Raw genomic sequence first — 19,698 nt, 5'->3', positions numbered from 1 at the left:
CTGACGATTCTCACAGCTGGCGCATGAAGGCGACCAGGTCAAGCTTTTCCTGCTCGGTCAGGGTGGTTTCGGTGAGCAGATTGAAAAACTCCACGGTATCTTCCAGGGTCAGCAGACGGCCGTCGTGCAGGTAGGGGGGCGAATCTTTGATGCCGCGCAGCGGGAAGGTCTTGATGGGGCCATCGGCCGAAGCCATTCTGCCGTTGATCATCTGGGGCTTGAAGAAACGCTCCGCGCGAAGGTTGTGCATGGTGTTGTCCGTATAGTACGGGGCGGGATGGCAAACCCCGCATTTGGCCTTGCCGAAGAACAGCTCCTGTCCGCGCATCTCCGACTCGGTGGCCTTTCTCGGATCCAGTTTGCCGTCTATGCCCAGCTTGGGGGCCGGCGGGAAGTCCAAGAGGGCCATGAATTCCGCCATAGCGTGGACCTGGTGGCCCCGGTCGAGGATATTGATCCCTTTTTTGGTGGCAATGACCGGGTCACCGTCGAAATAGGCGGCCCGCTGCTCGAACTCGGTGAAGTCTTCAACGCTCTTCAGCGCCCGCTGCGAACCGAACAGCCGCTGGATATTCACCCCCCTGAGGGTCGGGGTGTCAAGGCGATGCCGGAATTCCTGGGGCCTGATATCGCCGACCAGGTGGGTTGTGGAGTTGCTGTGCCCGTTGGCGTGGCAGTCAAAGCAGGTGACGCCCCGGCTCGGCTGCTCCGAGCGCCGATCCTCGGTCTGGTTGAATTGCTGCTGCGGGAAGGGCGTCACCAGCAGTCTCAGCCCTTCCAGCTGCTTGGGGTTCAGGATGCCGTTGAACAGCTCATAGTAGTTGTTGATCGTGACCAGTTTCCCTTTCGACACATCGCCCAGGTCGGGGCGGGTCGTCAGGTAGATCGGTGCCGGGAATTCGGGCAGGAAATGATCGGGCAGGTCAAAGTCCAGGTCGAACCGGGTCAGATCCCGCGCCTCCTGCTTTTTGATCTCATCGATATGGAACTTGGGAAACAGCATTCCCCCCTCCGGATGATTGGGGTGGGGGAGGGGGAAAAATCCTGCCGGGTACAAATTCTTGTCCCGGATTTCCTCGGGGCTCATCCGGGCCAGCTTCTCCCAGGTCATTCCCTTGGGTAGCTTGACGCGGACACCTTCTTGCACTGCCTTGCCGTTGGCCATGGTGATGCCCTTGGCCGGGTGGTTGCCGAGATCGTAGCGCTCTGCCAGCAGATTCTGCTGCCGCTTCATGATCTCCGGTTTCGCGGCTTTCATCCGGGAGATGACCGAGGAGATACTTTCCGTTACCGCCACCGGAGCATAGCTGGTCACACTCTTTTCCGCCTGTGCCTGAACCATGGCTACCCCGGCCAGCACCCCGAGACACCCTCCCGCCAGAAGCCTCGTGAGCATCAACGTCCTTTTTTTCATGAGTTCCTCCTTGTGTTCTGTTGCGCCAATGGATCGACTTGCCATGGAATCGCCGGGCGGGAGGCCGGAAGTCTGCCCTGCCCGGCGCTGATCGGAAATTTCCCCGTTGTCAGTCGGCAGTCACATCGTTCAGCGGGATAGCCTGGGTGTCGACCACCTCTGTGCCGTAGGCCTGGTCGGCCTTGAGGCAGAGGGGGGCGACGGAATTGGTTGTGAGACGTTTCCTCTCCATTGGTCATCTCCTTTACGAATGGAATGCGCAACCGTCCGGGTCGCGTCGCTGCCGGACGCGGCAGCCTCGCAATCAGTCGGTTTATGGGCATGGAAGGGAGGTGGAAGCCTGGCTGTAATAATTATCAGGTAAGAATAATTACTAGTGGCTGGGCACAAAAAAGTTACGATGCCTTTTTCGCCTCAAGGCACTTGTTGCACACGCCGTATATCACGACGTTCTTGTTGTCGATCCGCCCCCAGGTTCTGGTCTCTTCGGGCAGGGGGGCCTCGTCGATGTGGTGCCACTGGAAATCGATTATTTCCTTGCATCTGCTGCAGATCAGGTGGTGATGCCGCATGCGTTTCGCCTCGAATCGCGACTGGCTTTCGACCGTCTCGACTTTATTGATTATACCGTGGTGCGCGAAGACCGCCAGGGTCCGGTAGACCGTATCAAGGGAGAGGGTGGGGTTGTCCCGGCGCAACCGTTGATGGAGCGTCTCCGCCGACGGATGGTCAGTAGAGGTGGCCAGTTGACGGTAGATCTCCAGGCGCTGATGGGTGAGCCGCAACCCGGCATCTCTGCATGCCTTTTCAAAGGCGTCCTCTTGTCCTGTGGTAAGTATGTTTGATTTCGGCATGGCACATGACCGTCCGCTTGTTGACTAATGATTCCATGTAAGAAAAATACCTAACAACTGGGGGTGAGTCAAGCCTTGGGTGAATTTTTTCCAAAAATGGCATTTCCCAGGTTTATGCGTTGTTCCGTTCGCAAGACATGAACATGGTTCTTTATGCCGGGCTGCACGCACGAAGAGCCGGAACATGTGCTGCCCCGGCCCTTCGCATGATTCCTCGTCCTTATCAGTCCCGGTCAGCGCCCCCAGGTGCCTCCCCAACTGTGGGGGTTGCTACCGTGGCAGTCGGTGCAGTAAACGGTCTGTCCGCTCACACCCTTCGCGATGGTCGCCTTGACCTTGGCATTGGTGCTGGTGTGACAGAGGTAGCAGACCGACAATGTGCTGGTGTATGAACGCCACCCCGAGTGGATGTTGATGACGTCGCTGCCGTGGCAACGGCTACAGGTGCTGACATTGTGCTGGACGTTGTCGTGGACGGAGGATGTGTGACAGGCCTGGCAGTCCCGCTGGACCTGAACGGTATATTGCCCCGAGTTGTCCGCCGTCATGGTGTGGCAGGCGAGGCACTGCTTACCCTTTTTCGTGATCAGGTCGTGGTGTCGGTTGACGTTGTTAGTGGAGGTATGGCATTTCGCGCAATCAGTGAACGCAAGGTTTAGATTCAGGGATGACCCCGAACCGCCCCAGGTACTCCTACTGTCACCCGAAGTGCCCCACCCCATGGCGTTTCCCGCCCAGCATGCCAGGGTGATGAACAGAATCCCCGCCGCAACCGGATTCGTTTTGTTGGAATGTCTGCGCATATATCCTCCTGTGAAAGACTTTATTGAGATTATTTTATGTGGAGTGATTCTATAAAAATTAAAGTAGTAGGGCAATGCAAAATTACGCATCAGTACCTATTTGGTGTTACTGGATAATGCGGACCGGGTGGTGCTACTCACTGAAAAAGAGCGGCCCCGGGGACGCAAGATTGACATCTCCCTCACCTTTTTGCTACCACATGACAACTGGTTTTCGGTGGAGGATGGCGTGTCGGATCATTATTTCAGCAGGCGGGGATTTCTCAGGGCATCACTGCTGGGGGTGCTCTGTCTCAGGGGCATAGGGTCTGCCCTGGCCACGGAATTTCTGGAAGAGAGCTACCCTGTCGGCAGGCTCTCCCTGCGTAACATTCACACGGGCGAGCACCTGTCGGTGACCTACCGGACTCCGGACGGCGAGGTGGACCTGGATGCCCTCAACTCCATCAACTGGCTGCTCCGCTGCCACTTCACCAACCAGCATACCGAAATGGACCTGGCGGTGATCGAATACCTGAACATGGTCGACAAGGTACTGGGGGGCGGCAGGGAGTTCCGCATCATCTCCGGCTACCGGTCCCCCGAATACAACCGGATACTCAGCGAACACAACGGCGCGGTGGCAAAGCAGAGCCTCCACATGGAGGGGAAGGCCATCGACATCGCCGTGCCCGGGGTCAGCCTGGCGGTCCTGCGGGATCTGGCCGCGGGCTTCCGGTGCGGCGGGGTCGGCTACTATCCGCACTCGGGCTTTGTCCACCTGGATTCGGGGCGCTTCCGCACCTGGTAGTGCATAAAAAATGAGCAAATCCATCCCGCAACGCTGGTTGTCCGGCAGCAATCCTGGTTGCAATTTCCCATGAAAACAGCACGTTATCGATTGGCACGTGGGGTGCAAAGGAGCGTTTGAACCATCAGTGAGCAGGGCAGAGACCGACGCGGCAACGACGCCGCCATTCTCCGGAATGGCGGCGTTTTCTTTTGCAGGAAACATTCGAGGTCACCATGGCAAGACCCGATTATTACGACACAACCGACTGCGAAACCCACGAAAAGGGTGCCCCGAAATTCTGCAAGAAATCGGAACCGGGGGAGGGCACCGAGCGCTCCTGTGCCTATGACGGCGCCCGGGTGGTGCTCATGCCGGTCACCGACGTGATCCATCTGGTGCACGGCCCCATCGCCTGCGCCGGCAACTCCTGGGATAACCGGGGTGCCCGCTCTTCGGGCTCCCAGCTCTACCGCAGGGGCTTTACCACCGAGATGCTGGAAAACGACGTGATCTTCGGCGGCGAGAAGAAGCTCTACCGGGCCATCCTGGAGCTGGCGGAGCGCTATGCGGGCCAGGCAAAGGCCATGTTCGTCTATGCCACCTGCGTCACCGCCATGACCGGCGACGACGTGGAGGCGGTCTGCAAGGCGGCCCAGAAAAAGGTCGCCATCCCCCTGATCCCGGTCAACACTCCCGGCTTCATCGGCGACAAGAACATCGGCAACCGCCTGGCCGGCGAGGTGCTCCTGAAGCACGTCATCGGCACCGCCGAGCCGCCGGTGCTGGGAGAGTATCCCATCAACCTGATCGGCGAATACAACATCGCCGGCGACCTTTGGGGGATGCTGCCGCTGTTCGACCGGCTCGGTATCCAGATTCTCTCCTGTTTCAGCGGTGACGCCAAATTCGAGGATCTCCGCTACGCCCACCGGGCGAAGCTGAACGTCATCATCTGCTCCAAGAGTCTCACCAACCTCGCCAGGAAGATGCAGAAGAACTACGGCATGCCCTACCTGGAGGAGTCCTTTTACGGCATGACCGACACGGCCAAGGCCCTGCGGGACATCGCCCGGGAGCTGGATGACGCCGTGGGCGGGCTGGAGAAGCGGATCATGCAGGACCGGGTGGAGAAGCTCCTGGAAGAGGAAGAGGCGCAATGCCGGGAGCGGCTTGCCCCCTACCGGGCACGGCTCGAAGGGAAGCGCTCGGTTCTTTTCACCGGCGGGGTCAAGACCTGGTCCATGGTGAACGCCCTGCGGGAGCTGGGGGTGGAGATCCTGGCCGCCGGCACCCAGAACTCGACCCTGGAGGATTTCTACCGGATGAAGGCCCTCATGCACCAGGATGCCGGGATCATCGAGGACACTTCCAGCGCCGGGCTCCTCAAGGTCATGTATGACAAGATGCCCGATCTGATCGTTGCCGGCGGGAAGACCAAGTTCCTGGCCCTGAAAACCAAGACGCCGTTCCTGGATATCAACCATGGGCGTTCCCATCCCTATGCGGGGTACGAGGGGATGGTGACCTTTGCGAAGCAGCTCGACCTGACGGTAAACAACCCCATCTGGCCAGTGTTGAACGCCAAGTCCCCCTGGGAGAAGTCCGATGAGGAACTGGCTGCGAGCGTGGCCAGGGCGGCCGGCCATGCCCGGGCCTACCTGGACGAGGACCTGAAGGATTCACGGGTCAAGGTCCCCACCAAGCCGGCCACGGTGAACCCCCAGAAGAATTCGCCTGCCCTGGGCGCAACGTTGGCTTACCTGGGCATCGACCAGATGCTGGCGCTCCTGCACGGAGCCCAGGGCTGCTCCACCTTCATCCGGCTCCAGCTCTCCCGCCACTTCAAGGAGCCCATCGCCCTCAACTCCACCGCCATGAGCGAGGACACCGCCATCTTCGGCGGCTGGGAGAACCTGAAGGCGGGGCTCGCGCGGGTCATGGAGAAATTCAGGCCAACGGTGGTCGGCGTCATGACCTCAGGTCTCACGGAAACCATGGGGGATGACGTCCGGAGCGCCATCCACCAGTTCCGGGAGGAGCACCCGGAGCATGACAACGTGCCCGTGGTTTGGGCGTCCACGCCCGACTACTGCGGTTCGCTCCAGGAGGGATACGCGGCGGCGGTGGAGGCCATTGTCCGGAGCGTGCCGGAGCCCGGCGCATCCATCCCGGACCAGGTGACGGTTCTCCCCGGCGCCCACCTGACCCCCGCCGATGTGGAGGAGGTCCGGGAGATCTGCGAGGCCTTCGGGCTCGATCCCATCATTGTGCCGGACATCGCCAATGCCCTGGACGGCCATATCGACGAAACGGTTTCGCCCCTGTCAACCGGGGGTGTCTCCCCCGAGCGGATCCGTCAGGCCGGCCGCAGCGCCGCCGCCATCTTCATCGGCGACTCGCTGGCAAAGGCGGCAGAAGCGCTCACCACCACCTGCGGCATGCCCAACTACGGTTTCACCTCCCTCACGGGCCTGGCCGAGGTCGACCGCTTCATGGAAACCCTGTCGGCCATTTCGGGCCGGCCGATCCCGGAGAAGTTCAACCGCTGGCGGAGCCGGCTCATGGACGCCATGGTCGACTCCCACTACCAGTTCGGGCTGAAGAAGGTTACCGTTGCCCTGGAAGGCGACAACCTGAAGGTTCTGACGAATTTCCTGGCAGGCATGGGATGCGAGATCCGGGCGGCCATTGCCGCCACCAGGGTCCGGGGGCTGGACGCCCTCCCGGCCGGGGACGTCTTCGTGGGCGACCTGGAAGACCTGGAGACGACCGCCAAGGGGTGCGACCTGATCGTAGCCAACTCCAACGGCCGCCAGGCCGCGGCCAAACTCGGCATCAAGGCCCATCTGCGGGCCGGGCTTCCGGTTTTCGACCGCCTCGGCGCCCACCAGAAAATGTGGGTTGGATACCGGGGAACCATGAATCTGCTGTTCGAAACGGCCAACCTGTTCCAGGCCAACGCGGGGGATGCCCAGAAGCTGGCCCATAACTGATTCGAGCCGAAATGCCTGCCGACTTCGCCGCGGCGCTGCCCGCACGCGCGAATCGGGCGGAGCTCAAGAAAGGAAGAACACATGAAAGTCGCATTCACAAGTACGACCGGCGAGATGATCGACGAGCACTTCGGCATGGCGAAGCAGTTCCAGATCTGGGACATCACGCCCGAGGGGGCGTCCTTCGTGGAAACTATCGCCATCGGCGCCCACGGCGATGACGAGGAAGACAAGATCGCGGCCCGGGCCAATGCCCTGAAGGAGTGCGCCATCGTCTACACCATGGCCATCGGCGGACCGGCCGCGGCCAAGCTCGTGGCCCTGAAGATCCACCCCATGAAGACCAATACGCCGGTGAGCCTGCAGGAAACCGTCGGCCGGCTCCGGGACGTCCTGAAGGGTAACCCGCCGCCGTGGCTCCGCAAGGCCATGAACAAGGGTGCGGAAGTGTCGTTCGAGGACAACGAATAGGCTAACCCGCTGCAGCGCACAACGGCGTGATCCTGCGCGATACATCACAGGATACGGAGGAAGGACAATGGCTTACATCACAGGGCTTAGAAGAAACAAGACGGAATACACCCCCCAGTTCGTCGTCTCCATCGACGAGGAAACCTGCATCGGCTGTGCCCGCTGCTACAAGGTCTGCGCCCACGACGTGCTCACCTTCGAAGAGGTGGACGAAGACGATTCGGCCAAGATGTACATGAAAGTGACGAACCCGGACAACTGTATCGGCTGTCAGGCCTGCGGCCGGACCTGCTCGAAGAAGTGCTTCAGCTTCGCGCCGGTTGAAATGTAACCGCCGATCTCCGGAACAGGAGGTACCCATGCTCATCGCGGTGACGTCCAGGGACGGCAGGGAGATCAATCAACATTTCGGTCATGCCGAGCGTTTCCTCATCTACGAAGTCGACGGCGGCGATGCCCGGCTGGTGGATGAGCGCAAGATCGAGCGTTACTGCACCGGTGAGTCCGACCACTCCCAGCGGGCTCATATCCTTTCGTCCATAGCCGGAGCCCTCGTCGGCTGCCGGGCGCTCGTCTGCGCCCAGATCGGACCGGGGCCACTGATGGAGCTGGAGCGGCTCGGCCTGGAAGCCTTCACGGCCGACGGCCCCATCAAGGCAACGCTCGTGGAGCTTGCGAAGGTTCTGTAGCTCTGGTGTCTCCGGGGTTCCGGAGCACCCCATTTCCTTCACAACGAGGTGACGGCCCATGCTCAGTTCGGGATTCAATCTCTGCAATCTCCCCCCGTGGGTCATCGCCTCCCGCCACTTCAACGATAACCCGCACCCTCTGGAAGTTCAGGGGGTGCGGCCCGCCAACCGGTTCCTCTTCGAAAAACTCGACGGTATTGCCTCGGCCGAAGAGCGCGGCACGGTCTTCAATGACTACATGTCGGTCAAGTTCCAGCTCCACCACTGGCAGGCCCAGCAGACGGACACGGCGCGCAAGAGCCTGAAGAACAGTTACCTGCGCTACCTGCGCGGCTGGATGATGGATTCCAACTCAGTCGAGGGGGCCGTGCTCAAGGGGTGGGTAGAGAGCCGCATGGGCATCGTCCCAACCTTCCACAAGGCCCGCATCGGCGGCATCCAGAGCGAGTCCTACTACACCTACGTGATGGACCGCACCGCCGGGAGCAAGAGGACCAATGCCATCAACTCCCAGCTGGACATCCTCTACGAATTCTGCCAGTACGAGCAGGCGCGCCGCATGGCCGGCGAACGCTGGATCACCCTCTACCGCGGCACCTTCGACGCCGATGACTATGACGTGGTGGAGGAGCTTGGCAAGCGGGAGAAGATCGTCCGCTTCAACAACCTGGTTTCCTTCACATCCGTAGAGGAGCGCGCATGGGAGTTCGGGTTCACCGTCTGGGAGATCCGGGCGCCGCTGTCGAAGATCTTCTTCTTCAACGACCTGCTGCCCAACAGCATCATGAAGGGGGAGGGGGAATACCTGGTGATCGGCGGCGAGTACCGGGTACGGCAGATCATGTGCACCATCTGACGGTACACCTCTGATGCAAAAAAGCCCCGGCGCCATGGCGGCCGGGGCTTTTTCGCAGGTATGCAACCGGAAGGGGCGCGGCAATTTCCTTGCTGCTAGGGCGCCGTCTTTACCGTCTCCTGTTTCACCACCATATCCACCACCGGCAGGGGGGGCACGCTCTTGATGCCGTAGATCTGCTCCAGGTCAATATCTTTGGGCACCGCTCCGAGCAGGGCCTCGGCCACCTTCTGGTCCGCCTGGCGGAAGCGGAGCTTCGCCTCCACGGTGATCCGGCCGACCCCCTCGGGCACCTGGATGCCGTAGTGGACGTCCTTCCACCCCTTGGGCGGAATGGTTTCATGCTTGGAGAAAGCCGTCACCACCCAGGGGTCGATGGCGAAATGGAAATCGCTCCCCATGCCGTCCGAGGTGAAGGCGCGCGCTTCAGCCGGCAGGCTTCCGTCGGGGTTGAGGGTGCCGCTGGTCATCAGGACCGTTCCCTGTTCATCTCTGGCCGTAATCTCGAGCCACATCTGCCGCACGTTGGTGAGTGATGTGGGCAGGTTGTGCCCGGCACGGATGTTTTTCACCCGCACCTTTAGCTCGGCGAGCCTGCCGCTCCGATAGACCGGGGTCACTTCAAGGTCGGCGGCCATCTTCAGTCGCTGGATCGCCATTTCGTACTGCCGCATGAGATTCCTGGCCAGTTCCTCGTCCCCGGCCTTTTTCGCGGCTCCCGCGGCCAGGTAGGTCAGCAGGAAGTTGGCGCCGTTGAAGTAGTGGCGGTACTCCTTGCGGTCGGGGATCACGAACTGGTCGGCTGAGCGCTTGAAGGTGTCGAGATCGACCATGTGACAGTCCTGGCAGAGGATCGACTTCTGGGCGTAGGGGCCGTGCTTCCACTCCAGGTAGGTTGCCTCGATGGGGAAGTGGGCATCATAGTGATAGACCTGGTGGCAGGAGGCACACAGGTCGGCCCGCAGGTGGAGGTCGGATTCCTCGCACTGGTGAAACCCACCGCCGCACTCCGGCGAGGGCTTGAAGGGGCCGCGCTTGACCAGCACCTGCCCATTGGCCGTTTCCACGCCGGGGGTCAGGATAAATGAACCGTTTTCGGGCTCATGGGACGGGGTCTGCCAGTGGGTGACGCCGCTGATGGAGTGGCAGACGTCGCAGGAGACACCCGCCATGGCCATGGAGGAAAGACCCTGGAAGCCGGGGCCCTTGATTTCGCCGGTGACCACGCCGACGGGGGAGTGACAGCCTTCGCACTGGCGGGAGATGCTGTGGCCCACGGCCTTCACGGCCTTGTTCAGCTCGCCCTGGTAGATCGGGTCCCTGAAGGCGAGGCTGTGGACCGATCCGTTCCATTCGTTGAACTGCTGCTCATGACAGGAACCGCAGACCTCGGGCGCGTTGAACGGCACGGTCGACTTGTTCCATTTGATGAGGGAAGGGTAGTAGGGGTAGAACTCCTTGTCCACGTCGAAGACCGGTGAGCGGGCCTGAACAGCTCCGGCGGCCGCCAGCAGCGCCGCGACAACGGCCAGAATCGTGAACAGGGCAGAGCGTTGCCTCATTGTTTCCTCCTTGAATCTAAATACGTGAGTTGTTTCGCACCGTTAGTTAAGGCGCACTAAAGGTGTACCAGCCCGGGGGGGAACCGTCAAGCGGGAGGCAACAAAATTCCGTTTCCGCTCCGAAGCGCCGGTGATAGTGAAATAAGGAGATCCGACAGGGTGTCGATCTCGTCCAGCACTTGCCGGTCCATCTTTTTGAGCCAGCGCCGGGGAATTTCCTCCATGCCGTAGTAGGCGCCGGCGACCATGCCGATGATGGCGCCGGTGGTGTCGGCATCCCCCCCTTGGTTGACGGTGGAGACGAGGCACTCTTCGAAGTCGCGGCCGCGGAAGAAAAAATGGAGCACGGTCTGCATGGTGTCGACCACGTAGCCCGTGGCGAGCCCCCGGTAGGGCTCAAAGGAAAAGGTGGGATGGCTTTCCGTGAGCCGGTCCGCTTCACGGCGCAGACGCGGCTTGGAAAAGCCGAGGACGGAGAGGTGGACGAGCCTGCCCAGTGTGATGCAGGCTGCGTCGGAAAGGGGGTGGTTGTGGGTCAGGTGTCCCTGCTCCACGGCACAGCGGCACAGGAGGTTGTCGTCCCCCATGGTGAACAGGGCTGTCGGCAGCATCCGCATGGCGGCGCCGTTGCCGGCATCCCACTGGTTGAACGGGGTTTCGAGCAGCCCCTTGAGCATGTAGTTGCGGATGCCGCGGCGGCAAGTGTCTCCAACGTCCACGGGCTTGGAGCGGAGCCATGCGGCGAATTCCTCGGCAATGGCCGTCAGGTTCCACTCCCCTGCCTTCGCCACTCCCCGGGCCACGCACAGTGACATGTCGGTATCGTCAGTCACCTGCCCCGGTTTGAGGCGCAGCCAGCCGCCGCCGACGATCTCACGCAGGACGCCGTGCTTGGCCTTGATCTCGCCCGTGGTCATGAATTCCACCGGCGCCCCCAGGGCGTCTCCCACTGCCAGGCCGATGAAGGCCGCCTTGGCGCGGGAACGAAGTTCTGCCGGCTCGCAGGAAAAGGTCATGCGGCATCGATTGCAAAAAACTGACCGGCATGCCCCAGCGATCCTCAACGCCCGACCGCCGGTTCTTTGCAACGCGGAGCCCTCCCGCGCTGCGACGATTGAGGCATACATGTGCCTAATGCCTGTCAGTCACTGCCCAACAATTAGTCACACTAGTGTGCGTGTATACGTTTGGCCCGGGTAAATGTTCTGCGATTTAAGGGTGTTGCCATGTGGGCGGGGACGCTTCTTCATTGTGGCACGCTTAGTGTTAAGGGAATGATACGGCATACGAAGACGTATCGCACACCACATACGAGGGAGCGCCCCGGCGGCGCCCCATTCACGCAGGCAAGGGAGCCCGGCGGTCGAGAGACCCCGGGCTCGTTGCGTTTCACGGCAAGGGCGCTGGGGATCCAAGATCGGCGCCCTTTTCAGTTCATCATCCACGGAGGTCGACTATGGCAACGTCCTGTGACCAGTTGAAGAAGATACAGGGACACCCCTGTTTTGGCGGCAATCACCACAAGAACGGCCGGATGCACCTTGCCGTGGCGCCCCGCTGCAACATCAAGTGCGGCTACTGTTCCCGCAAGCATGACTGTGCCAACGAGTCACGCCCCGGGGTGACGAGCCGGCTGCTCACCCCGGACGAGGCCATCGTCAAGGTGCGCGAGGTCATGGCGAGTCCGGTTGTGGGACCGATCATCAAGGTCATCGGCATCGCCGGCCCCGGCGATCCCCTGGCCAATGAGGAGACCTTCGAGACCTTCAGGCTCGTGGGGGAAGAGTTCCCTCACCTCATCAAGTGCATGAGCACCAACGGCCTCCTGCTCCCCGAAAGCATCGACCGGCTCCACGACCTGGGGCTCCACAGCCTCACGGTGACCCTCAACGCCCTCGACCCAGCCGTCGGCAGCCGCATCTACGGCCACATCCTCTATCACGGCACGGTGTACCGGGGGGAAGAGGGGGCGCGGATTCTCATCGAAAACCAGCTGGAGGGAATCCGGCGCGCCGTCGGCCTGGGCATGACCGTCAAGGTCAACACCGTCCTCATTCCCGGGATCAATGACGGGCAGGTCAGCGACATAGGACGTACGGTGAAAGAGTTCGGCGCCTTTGTCATGAACATCATGCCCCTCATTCCCCAGGCGGAACTGGCCCATGTCGTGCCGCCGACGCCGAAAGAACTGGACGTGGTCCGCCGCGCCAACGAAGCGGTCATCGGCCAGTTCAAGCATTGCCGCCAGTGCCGGGCGGATGCCGTGGGGCTCATCGGCGCCGAGTTGACCGTGGGCGAGTCGGCCTGCGCGCTGCCGCCCGCCCCCTGAGATCATGGAGATCGGTCCGTTCAACGGCGAATCCCTGGACCTGTTCCTGGCCCTGGCCCGTGCCGAAGGGTGGATCAGCGACCCCTGGGAGCTCACATTCCTGCAGCGGGCCTTTCCCGCTGGCTGTCTCGCCGCCACCCTGGCCGGTCGCCCCGTGGGCTTTGTCACGGCGGTCAGGCATGGCACTGGAGGGTGGGTCGGCAATCTCCTCGTCGAACGGGAATTCAGGGGGCGCGGGATCGGCGCCCGGCTCATGGAACGGGCCATGGAGGAGCTGATTGCCGCCGGCACGGAAACGGTCTGGCTGACCGCGTCACCGGCGGGCCGTCCTCTCTATGAGCGCATGGGGTTCCGCGAGCTGGACACCGTTACCCGCTGGGTCGGTGCCGGAGCTCCGGGAGAGGCGTCCGCCGGCGTGATGCCCCTGGAGGGGATGGTGGCGCTGGACCGGCAGGGGTGGGACGACCGGCGCGAGGCGCTCCTGGCGGCCGTGGCGGAGCGCGGCACCCTGCTGGCCGGAGACGGGGGGTTTCTCGTGGTACAGCCCTGCGGTGACGGCGTTCAGATCGGCCCCTGGTGCGGCGGCAACGGCTGCGCCACGGCCCTGCTCGCCGGGGCGCGCGCCGTGGCCGGGTCGGCAGGGAGGGTTGTGCTCGATACGCCGGCACGCAACGTGTCAGCTGCGGCGCTGCTGAACGCTGCCGGCTTCTCCGTGGCCGGCAGGACCTCGCTCATGTGCGTGGGGCGCAGTCCGGCATATGATCCCTCGACGCTATTCTCCCTGGCCAGTCTGGGGAGTATGGGGTAGGTTGCGGCGGTACCGGCATGGCGCATCGTCAGCCCAAATAATGGGCATGTTTTAGTGTAGATAAAAATATATGCCTACATTTTAAGCACACTATGCTTGATTAGCACTTTCTGTTTCTGTTATAGTGCCCGTCTGTTTAAAGTAAGGGCAGAACCCCTGCCTTCACGGCTGAGCCCTTGACGGGCCGGAGGATATGAATGCTCGCCATTTCCTGCATCAAACAAGTGCCGGATACCACCCAGGTCCAGATCGATCCGGTGACCAACACCCTCGTGCGGGAGGGTATCCCGTTCATCGTCAACCCCTATGACACCCATGCCCTGGAAGAGGGGCTGCGGATCAAGGACCGCTACGGCTTCAGGGCCGTGGCGCTTTCCATGGGGCCGCCCAATGCCGAAGCCGCCCTCAAGAAGGCGCTGGCCATGGGCGCCGATGAGGCGATCCTCTGCTCCGACCGCTGTTTCGGCGGTGCCGACACCCTATCCACCAGTAACGTGCTGGCCGCCGCCATCAAGCGGATCGCCGATGAGGCCGGCGACGAGATCGGCATCGTCTTCTGCGGCAAGCAAACCATTGACGGCGATACGGCCCAGGTGGGGCCGGGCATTGCCGTTCGCCTCGGGTTCAGCCAGCTCACGCTGGTGGACCGGATCGAGCACCTGGACGCGGCGGCCCGCACGATCAGGGTGCGGCGCAAGCTGGAGGGACGCTACGAGGTGGTGGAGGCGCCGCTGCCGGTCATGATTACCGTGGTGCGCGAGCTGAACCGCCCTCGCTATCCCACCGTTCCGCTGCGGCTTGCCTCCGTTGACGCCGCGGTCAAAGTCTGGAACAATGAGGTCCTGCGCCTTGACGTGAACAGCGTCGGCCTCAAGGGGTCGCCCACCTGGGTGAGCCGGATCTTTTCGCCGGAGCGGGCCAAGGGAGAGATCATCGGCGACGGCATGGTAGATCCGGTGGGCACGGCCAACCTGCTGATCAATCAACTGCTGGCAAAGGATCTGCTGGCGGTGTGACGAATCAACGCCTGAACGCGTGAACGCATAGACGAGGTATTCAATGACTCAACCGGTAAAACCGAAGAAACCCCGGGGCCGGGCACGGCTGATCGAAGGAAAGTGCATCGCCTGCGGCGCCCGGTGCCAGAGCGCCTGCCCAGTCAACTGTATCGACATGAACGACGCCGGCGAGCCGATCATTCTCAGCGAGAAGTGCATCGGCTGCGTCAAGTGCGTCAAGGTCTGCCCGGCCGAGGCCCTGGAGATGTTCTTCACCCCCGAGGAGCTGAAGATCCTCGAAGAGCTGGCTCGCCAGCAGGAGGCCGCCGGAGCCGGCGGGGCCGCCGAAGAGGTGGACGAGGAAGAAGCTGCCCTGGCCCGGATGCTCGCCGCTTATCGGGGGGTTTGGGTCTTCATTGAGCAGACCGAGGGTGAGCCGGCCAAGGTTTCCTGGGAACTGCTTGGGGTGGGGGGCGAGCTCGCCCGCAGCCTCGGCACGGAGCTGTGCGCCGTGGTCATCGGCCGCGACGTGGAGCATCTCTGCCGCGAGTCGTTCGCCTACGGCGCCACCAAGGCCTATCTGCTGGACCAAGAAGTCTTCCTTCACTACCGGACCGAACCCTACCTGGAAGCCTGCTGCTACCTGATCGGGAAGTACAAGCCCGAGATCATCCTCATGGGCGCCACCGGCATGGGCCGCGACCTGGCGGGCGCGGTGGCCACGCGGGTCAAGACCGGCCTGACCGCAGACTGCACCGGGCTGGACGTGGACGACAAGAGGAACCTGAAGCAGACCCGCCCCGCCTTCGGCGGGAACATCATGGCCACCATCATGTGCGACCGGTTCCGCCCCCAGATGGCCACGGTGCGGCCCCACGTCATGAAGATGCCGGAGCGGATCGAGGGTGCCACGGGCGAGATCGTCCGCGAACAGTGCGCCATCAACGAGGCCGACATCCTGACCAAGGTGCTGGAGATCATCCGGGACAAGAAGGGCGACCACGTGGACCTGGCCGGTGCCGAGTTCATCGTTTCCGGCGGCCGCGGCATGATGGCGCCGGAGAACTTCTCCATCCTCAAGGAACTGGCCGACGAACTGGGCGGGGTTGTGGGTGCGTCGCGCAGCGCCGTGGACGCCGGCTGGATGCCCCACGAGCGCCAGGTGGGCCAGACGGGCAAGACGGTGCGACCCAAGATTTACATCGCCTGCGGGATCTCGGGCGCAATCCAGCACCTGGTGGGGATGCAGGATTCCGACGTGGTCATCGCCATTAACCGCGACAAGGACGCCCCCATCTTTCAGGTGGCCACCTACGGCATCGTGGGTGACCTGTTCCAGATCGTCCCGGCCATTACCCAGCGCATCCGGGAGCTGAAGAATCAGGGTCCTGTGACCGGCGGCTAGAGGTCACAGCCCGACCAGTTCGCACTTCATCATCTCGCTCATTGCTACGAGGTTCATGTACATGCATCCGAATCCTGCCGTTTTTGCTCCACTGCTCCTGGCGTCCCTGGCATTCTTTGCCTGGAGCCTCTACCGCAAGCTGAGCCTTGTTACCCTCGGCCGCCCCGGCTACACGTTCCGGGGGGTCGGCGAGGGACTCAGGGAGATGCTGCTGTACGCCTTCGTCCAGAAGCGGGTGCTCCATAAATTCTTCGGCCTGAACCACCTGGTCATCTTCTGGGCCTGCATGGTTCTGGCCTTCGTGAACGTGGAATTCGTGGTGAGCGGCGTTTTCCCGGCGGCCCGCCTGTCGGCGCTGCCCGATGCCCTCTACGTGCCGATCCGGTTCCTGTCGGACGTCATGTCGGCCCTCACGCTGGTGGCCATTGCCATCGCCCTGGTGCGGCGGACCTTCTTCCCCCCTTATCCCGAGGCCCGCAGTTTCGAGTCGTACCTGATCCTCGTGCTCATCGCCGTCCACATGATCGCCTTTTTCGGGGTGAGCGCCGCCGAGATCGCCCGGGGCGAGGAGCGGGCCGCAGCCTTCATGCCGATCGCCTCCTTCTTCGGCGAATTCCTGGCCGATCTGACCCCCAAGCACATCGAGGCCACCTTCAATTTCTACTGGTGGCTCCATGCCGCCGCGCTCCTCTCCTTCATAACGGTGCTGATCCCCTTCACCAAGCATCTGCACGTCTTTACGGCCATCGCCAACTGCTTCCTCCATCCGGAGGCACGGCCCAACACCCAGCTCCCCGAAGTCTTCGAGGCGGGGCGCGCCTTCGGTGTCGGCCAGGTGGACCGGTTCACGGTCAAGGATCTCTTCGACCCCTTTGCCTGTACCAAGTGCGGTCGCTGTCAGCAGGTCTGCCCCGCCAACATCACCGGCAAGCCCCTGAACCCGCGCCAGGTGGTGAATGACATCAAGGTGAACCTCCTGGCCAACGGGCCGCTCCTTAAGCGGGGCGGGGTGCCGACCCTGCCGCTCATCGGCGACGGCGGCCCGGGGAGCGTGTCCGAGGAGTCCATCTGGGCCTGCACCTCCTGCGGGGCCTGCATGGAGGCCTGCCCGGTCTTTATCGAGCACCTGCCCAAGATCGTGGGAATGCGGCGTCACCTGGTCGAGATGGAGGCCCGGTTCCCGGAAGAGCTTCTGAACCTTTTCGAGAACATGGAGCAGCGCTCCAACCCCTGGGGCATCGCCCCCGGTGAGCGGACCAAGTGGGCGTCCCTCCTGGATGTAAAACCCTTTGCCAAGGGCGAGACCGAGTATCTCCTCTACGTGGGGTGCGCCGGCTCCTTCGACTCCCGCAGCAAGCAGGTGACGGTCAACCTGGCGACGATCCTCGACGCGGCCGGCATATCCTGGGGAATCCTCGGCAAGGACGAGAAGTGCTGCGGCGACAGCCTCAGGCGCCTGGGGAACGAGTACGTCTTTGACCGGATGGCCCGGGAGAATGTGGCTCTCTTCCGGGGGCGGGGGGTGACCAAGGTCATTGCCCAATGCCCCCACTGTTTCACCACCCTCAAGAACGACTACCGCCAGTACGGCATCGAGCTCGAGGTGATCCACCACGCGGAACTGATCCGGCAGCTCCTGGCCGAGGGCCGGCTGAAGCTCGACCGCCGGGTGAGCGATCTGGGGAAGATCATTCTCCACGACTCCTGCTACCTCGGGCGGCACAACGACGTCTATGAAGCCCCGCGGGAGGTGGTGGCCACGGTCACCGGCACTGCACCGACCGAGTTCGACCGGGCCCGGGATGAGTCGTTCTGCTGCGGCGCCGGCGGCGGTCGCATGTGGATGGAGGAGCAGACCGGCACCCGGATCAACCTGAACCGGGTCTCCGAAGCCCTGTCGAAGAACCCCGACACCATCTGCGTTGCCTGCCCCTACTGCATGACCATGTTTGAGGACGGGCTCAAGGACAAGCAGGCCGGCCAGACCCGGGTAAGAGACATTGCCGAGGTGGTGGCCGAGGGGATGCGGCCGGTTTCGTAGCACAGCATTCGGCAGTGGTTGGCAATGAAAAAGGGCGCTCCCGGCGGAGCGCCCTTTTTCGTGCCATCAAGCCGTTGAAGCGGTAATCGTGTCTCCGCCCGGATAAAGCTATTTCTGTTCCGACGTGCAGTGGGGGCAGCGGGTGGCCTTGATGGGGATGGCGGAGCAGCAGAAGGCGCACTCCTTGGTGTCGGGCGGGGCGGGCACCGGCTCCTTTTTCAGGCGGTTGATCTGCTTGATCACCAGGAAGATCACGAAGGCCACGATGACGAAGTCCAGGACCGTGTTGATGAAGGCACCGTAGCTGATGACCGGCGCGCCTGCGTCCTTGGCGGCCTTGAGGCTCTCGTAGCCCTTGCCCGACAGGTCGATGAAAAGGTTCGAGAAGTCCATTTTGCCCATCAGGAGGCCGATGGGAGGCATCACGATATCATTGACCACCGACGTGACGATCTTGCCGAATGCGCCGCCGATGATAACGCCGATGGCCAGATCGACCACATTTCCCTTCATGGCGAATTCCTTGAACTCCTTGAACATCATGCACCTCCGTGTAGTGGGCTGGTCGTTGGGCCGGCAATAACCTTTGTTGTACCACATCCCCGCCCGATTGGAAGGGAGAACGTGCCTCTTTTTGCAGGGCACTTGCCAGCGGGGGCGGGGCGGCTATACTGGTTTTCGTCGGCCACCGGGGATAATGGAGGATGATCGGCGCGGCCGAACGGGAGGAGGGGATACTATGACACACATCGAGACATCGCGGGTCAATGAGCTGCTGGCAGGGCACATGGCGATCATCAAGGAGTTTGCCGACAAGCTGGACGTGAACGGCGACCTCGAAGAAATCGAGGCAAACGTGGCGGAGATCGAGCAGGCCCTGGCGGACCTCAAGGGGGCCCTGGCATCCATACCCCACCGGCGGGGCTGACACCGCCCTACGCGATGCGCCCCACCCGCAGCGCCAGGGGCCAGACAATGGTTCGTCCCTCCTCCGGGATGCCCCAGGCGTCCCGCACCTCCCGGGCAAGCTCCGGCAGCGGATCGGTGCCGAGCCGTTGCCGGTATTCCCTGACTGCAGACCAGGTTGCCAGGTAGCCGAGCAGGTGCTCCAGTTCCCAGCGTGCCTCCATGGCAAAGGGAGGCGCAGCGATTTCGGGGAACGGGAAGGGGATGGAGCGGTAGCCGTCGTCCACGTGGGCCCGTTCGGGGGGCCAGTAGCGACCGATCACCTCGCGGTAGAACCGGCCGATGATCCGGTCCAGGTCCGCGTCGATGGAAAGCAGGCCGTAGCTGAAGGCGGCGAATACGGAGCCGGGTCGCCCGACCCGGCGCACCTCCGGGTAGAACCGGTCGAAGTCGAACCAGTGGAGAGCCTGGGCGGCCACCACCAGGTCAACGCTCGCACCGGGCAGCCCTGTCTGTTCCGCCGGGGCCACGCGGTACACGACCCCCTCGTGGGGGACGGCGCTGGCTATCTGGCCGGCGCTGGGGTCCACCGCGTAGACCCGGGGAAAGTAGCTGGCAAGGACCACCGATGCCTGGCCGGTGCCGCAGCCGCAATCGAGGGCGGCGTCCCGGCGGGGCGGAAGCCCGGCCAGCCACGCGAAGAGCGCGTCCGGATACTCGGGGCGATAGGTCCGGTACGCATCGGAAGTGTCGGAAAAATAGTCCTTGAACCCCTCCGCCATGGCGTCCTCTCCCTT

20 protein-coding genes are annotated in these 19,698 nt (G+C 62.6%); 12 read left to right on the top strand and 8 right to left on the bottom strand.

Annotation, left to right across the window (positions count from 1 at the left end; translation table 11 throughout):
- Positions 1–10: 10 nt before the first annotated feature.
- From GS_RS14100 to GS_RS14090, 4 genes are all read right to left on the bottom strand, one after another.
- Positions 11–1,414 carry a cytochrome b6 gene (locus GS_RS14100; protein WP_010943437.1) on the bottom strand — a complete coding sequence of 468 codons (1,404 nt, stop codon included), beginning with the start codon at positions 1,412–1,414 and terminating at the stop codon, positions 11–13.
- A 109-nt stretch (positions 1,415–1,523) separates the two neighbouring features.
- Positions 1,524–1,646 (bottom strand): hypothetical protein, encoded by a 123-nt coding sequence (locus tag GS_RS17720; RefSeq protein ID WP_262421247.1) that lies wholly within the window; start codon positions 1,644–1,646, stop codon positions 1,524–1,526.
- A 163-nt stretch (positions 1,647–1,809) separates the two neighbouring features.
- The gene (locus GS_RS14095; protein WP_010943436.1) at positions 1,810–2,268 is read right to left on the bottom strand and encodes a Fur family transcriptional regulator; all 459 of its coding nucleotides are present in this window, start codon (positions 2,266–2,268) and stop codon (positions 1,810–1,812) included.
- A 233-nt stretch (positions 2,269–2,501) separates the two neighbouring features.
- Positions 2,502–3,071 (bottom strand): cytochrome c3 family protein, encoded by a 570-nt coding sequence (locus tag GS_RS14090; protein WP_010943435.1) that lies wholly within the window; start codon positions 3,069–3,071, stop codon positions 2,502–2,504.
- A gap of 103 nt (positions 3,072–3,174) precedes the next feature.
- Here GS_RS14090 and GS_RS14085 point away from each other — a divergent pair, with 103 nt between their 5' ends.
- The 6 genes from GS_RS14085 (at position 3,175) to GS_RS14060 (ending at position 8,852) form a co-directional block, all read left to right on the top strand.
- Positions 3,175–3,861: a YcbK family protein gene (locus tag GS_RS14085; RefSeq protein WP_235044904.1), complete on the top strand. Its 687-nt coding sequence runs from the start codon at positions 3,175–3,177 to the stop codon at positions 3,859–3,861.
- Positions 3,862–4,076: 215 nt separating this feature from the next.
- Positions 4,077–6,836, top strand: coding sequence for a bifunctional nitrogenase iron-molybdenum cofactor biosynthesis protein NifEN (locus GS_RS14080; protein ID WP_010943433.1), 2,760 nt, complete (start codon positions 4,077–4,079; stop codon positions 6,834–6,836).
- A gap of 81 nt (positions 6,837–6,917) precedes the next feature.
- The gene (gene nifX, locus GS_RS14075; RefSeq protein ID WP_010943432.1) at positions 6,918–7,307 is read left to right on the top strand and encodes a nitrogen fixation protein NifX; all 390 of its coding nucleotides are present in this window, start codon (positions 6,918–6,920) and stop codon (positions 7,305–7,307) included.
- Positions 7,308–7,374: 67 nt separating this feature from the next.
- The gene (fdxB, locus tag GS_RS14070; protein ID WP_010943431.1) at positions 7,375–7,638 is read left to right on the top strand and encodes a ferredoxin III, nif-specific; all 264 of its coding nucleotides are present in this window, start codon (positions 7,375–7,377) and stop codon (positions 7,636–7,638) included.
- A gap of 28 nt (positions 7,639–7,666) precedes the next feature.
- Positions 7,667–7,996, top strand: coding sequence for a NifB/NifX family molybdenum-iron cluster-binding protein (locus tag GS_RS14065; protein ID WP_010943430.1), 330 nt, complete (start codon positions 7,667–7,669; stop codon positions 7,994–7,996).
- Positions 7,997–8,054: 58 nt separating this feature from the next.
- The gene (locus GS_RS14060; RefSeq protein WP_010943429.1) at positions 8,055–8,852 is read left to right on the top strand and encodes an NAD(+)--dinitrogen-reductase ADP-D-ribosyltransferase; all 798 of its coding nucleotides are present in this window, start codon (positions 8,055–8,057) and stop codon (positions 8,850–8,852) included.
- 95 nt (positions 8,853–8,947) lie between these two features.
- Here GS_RS14060 and GS_RS14055 read toward each other — a convergent pair whose 3' ends face one another.
- Positions 8,948–10,414, bottom strand: coding sequence for a cytochrome c family protein (locus tag GS_RS14055; protein ID WP_010943428.1), 1,467 nt, complete (start codon positions 10,412–10,414; stop codon positions 8,948–8,950).
- Between the two features lie 86 nt (positions 10,415–10,500).
- Entirely contained in the window at positions 10,501–11,430 is a 930-nt protein-coding gene (gene draG / locus GS_RS14050) for an ADP-ribosyl-[dinitrogen reductase] hydrolase (RefSeq protein ID WP_010943427.1), read from the bottom strand.
- 440 nt (positions 11,431–11,870) lie between these two features.
- On the opposite strand from draG, the gene GS_RS14045 reads away from it, so the two are divergent.
- From GS_RS14045 to GS_RS14025, 5 genes are all read left to right on the top strand, one after another.
- On the top strand, positions 11,871–12,743 hold the full coding sequence (locus GS_RS14045) for a radical SAM protein (RefSeq protein WP_010943426.1): 873 nt from the start codon (positions 11,871–11,873) through the stop codon (positions 12,741–12,743).
- 4 nt (positions 12,744–12,747) lie between these two features.
- Positions 12,748–13,551, top strand: a complete 804-nt coding sequence (locus GS_RS14040) for a GNAT family N-acetyltransferase (RefSeq protein WP_010943425.1) — start codon at positions 12,748–12,750, stop codon at positions 13,549–13,551.
- Between the two features lie 197 nt (positions 13,552–13,748).
- Positions 13,749–14,567, top strand: coding sequence for an electron transfer flavoprotein subunit beta/FixA family protein (locus GS_RS14035; RefSeq protein ID WP_010943424.1), 819 nt, complete (start codon positions 13,749–13,751; stop codon positions 14,565–14,567).
- A gap of 43 nt (positions 14,568–14,610) precedes the next feature.
- Positions 14,611–15,954: an electron transfer flavoprotein subunit alpha gene (locus tag GS_RS14030; RefSeq protein WP_010943423.1), complete on the top strand. Its 1,344-nt coding sequence runs from the start codon at positions 14,611–14,613 to the stop codon at positions 15,952–15,954.
- A 55-nt stretch (positions 15,955–16,009) separates the two neighbouring features.
- Positions 16,010–17,995, top strand: coding sequence for a heterodisulfide reductase-related iron-sulfur binding cluster (locus GS_RS14025; RefSeq protein WP_010943422.1), 1,986 nt, complete (start codon positions 16,010–16,012; stop codon positions 17,993–17,995).
- Positions 17,996–18,103: 108 nt separating this feature from the next.
- Here GS_RS14025 and mscL read toward each other — a convergent pair whose 3' ends face one another.
- Positions 18,104–18,535, bottom strand: coding sequence for a large conductance mechanosensitive channel protein MscL (gene mscL / locus GS_RS14020; RefSeq protein ID WP_010943421.1), 432 nt, complete (start codon positions 18,533–18,535; stop codon positions 18,104–18,106).
- 199 nt (positions 18,536–18,734) lie between these two features.
- Here mscL and GS_RS14015 point away from each other — a divergent pair, with 199 nt between their 5' ends.
- On the top strand, positions 18,735–18,923 hold the full coding sequence (locus GS_RS14015) for a hypothetical protein (RefSeq protein ID WP_010943420.1): 189 nt from the start codon (positions 18,735–18,737) through the stop codon (positions 18,921–18,923).
- A gap of 7 nt (positions 18,924–18,930) precedes the next feature.
- On the opposite strand, the gene GS_RS14010 is transcribed toward GS_RS14015, so the two are convergent.
- Positions 18,931–19,683, bottom strand: coding sequence for a class I SAM-dependent methyltransferase (locus tag GS_RS14010; RefSeq protein WP_010943419.1), 753 nt, complete (start codon positions 19,681–19,683; stop codon positions 18,931–18,933).
- Positions 19,684–19,698: the final 15 nt, after the last annotated feature.

Source organism: Geobacter sulfurreducens PCA (genome assembly GCF_000007985.2).
Lineage (GTDB): Bacteria > Desulfobacterota > Desulfuromonadia > Geobacterales > Geobacteraceae > Geobacter > Geobacter sulfurreducens.
The sequence above is the reverse complement of the archived record's forward strand: the minus strand, read 5'-3'. Positions and strand labels throughout refer to the sequence as shown.

Excerpts from the sequence above, each read along its gene's own strand:
- GS_RS14100 (WP_010943437.1), bottom strand. The coding sequence starts at position 1,414 with ATGAAAAAAAGGACGTTGATGCTCACGAGGCTTCTGGCGGGAGGGTGT.
- GS_RS17720 (WP_262421247.1), bottom strand. The coding sequence starts at position 1,646 with ATGGAGAGGAAACGTCTCACAACCAATTCCGTCGCCCCCCTCTGCCTC.
- GS_RS14095 (WP_010943436.1), bottom strand. The coding sequence starts at position 2,268 with ATGCCGAAATCAAACATACTTACCACAGGACAAGAGGACGCCTTTGAA.
- GS_RS14090 (WP_010943435.1), bottom strand. The coding sequence starts at position 3,071 with ATGCGCAGACATTCCAACAAAACGAATCCGGTTGCGGCGGGGATTCTG.
- GS_RS14080 (WP_010943433.1), top strand. The coding sequence starts at position 4,077 with ATGGCAAGACCCGATTATTACGACACAACCGACTGCGAAACCCACGAA.
- nifX (WP_010943432.1), top strand. The coding sequence starts at position 6,918 with ATGAAAGTCGCATTCACAAGTACGACCGGCGAGATGATCGACGAGCAC.
- fdxB (WP_010943431.1), top strand. The coding sequence starts at position 7,375 with ATGGCTTACATCACAGGGCTTAGAAGAAACAAGACGGAATACACCCCC.
- GS_RS14065 (WP_010943430.1), top strand. The coding sequence starts at position 7,667 with ATGCTCATCGCGGTGACGTCCAGGGACGGCAGGGAGATCAATCAACAT.
- GS_RS14060 (WP_010943429.1), top strand. The coding sequence starts at position 8,055 with ATGCTCAGTTCGGGATTCAATCTCTGCAATCTCCCCCCGTGGGTCATC.
- GS_RS14055 (WP_010943428.1), bottom strand. The coding sequence starts at position 10,414 with ATGAGGCAACGCTCTGCCCTGTTCACGATTCTGGCCGTTGTCGCGGCG.
- draG (WP_010943427.1), bottom strand. The coding sequence starts at position 11,430 with ATGACCTTTTCCTGCGAGCCGGCAGAACTTCGTTCCCGCGCCAAGGCG.
- GS_RS14045 (WP_010943426.1), top strand. The coding sequence starts at position 11,871 with ATGGCAACGTCCTGTGACCAGTTGAAGAAGATACAGGGACACCCCTGT.
- GS_RS14040 (WP_010943425.1), top strand. The coding sequence starts at position 12,748 with ATGGAGATCGGTCCGTTCAACGGCGAATCCCTGGACCTGTTCCTGGCC.
- GS_RS14035 (WP_010943424.1), top strand. The coding sequence starts at position 13,749 with ATGCTCGCCATTTCCTGCATCAAACAAGTGCCGGATACCACCCAGGTC.
- GS_RS14030 (WP_010943423.1), top strand. The coding sequence starts at position 14,611 with ATGACTCAACCGGTAAAACCGAAGAAACCCCGGGGCCGGGCACGGCTG.
- GS_RS14025 (WP_010943422.1), top strand. The coding sequence starts at position 16,010 with ATGTACATGCATCCGAATCCTGCCGTTTTTGCTCCACTGCTCCTGGCG.
- mscL (WP_010943421.1), bottom strand. The coding sequence starts at position 18,535 with ATGTTCAAGGAGTTCAAGGAATTCGCCATGAAGGGAAATGTGGTCGAT.
- GS_RS14015 (WP_010943420.1), top strand. The coding sequence starts at position 18,735 with ATGACACACATCGAGACATCGCGGGTCAATGAGCTGCTGGCAGGGCAC.
- GS_RS14010 (WP_010943419.1), bottom strand. The coding sequence starts at position 19,683 with ATGGCGGAGGGGTTCAAGGACTATTTTTCCGACACTTCCGATGCGTAC.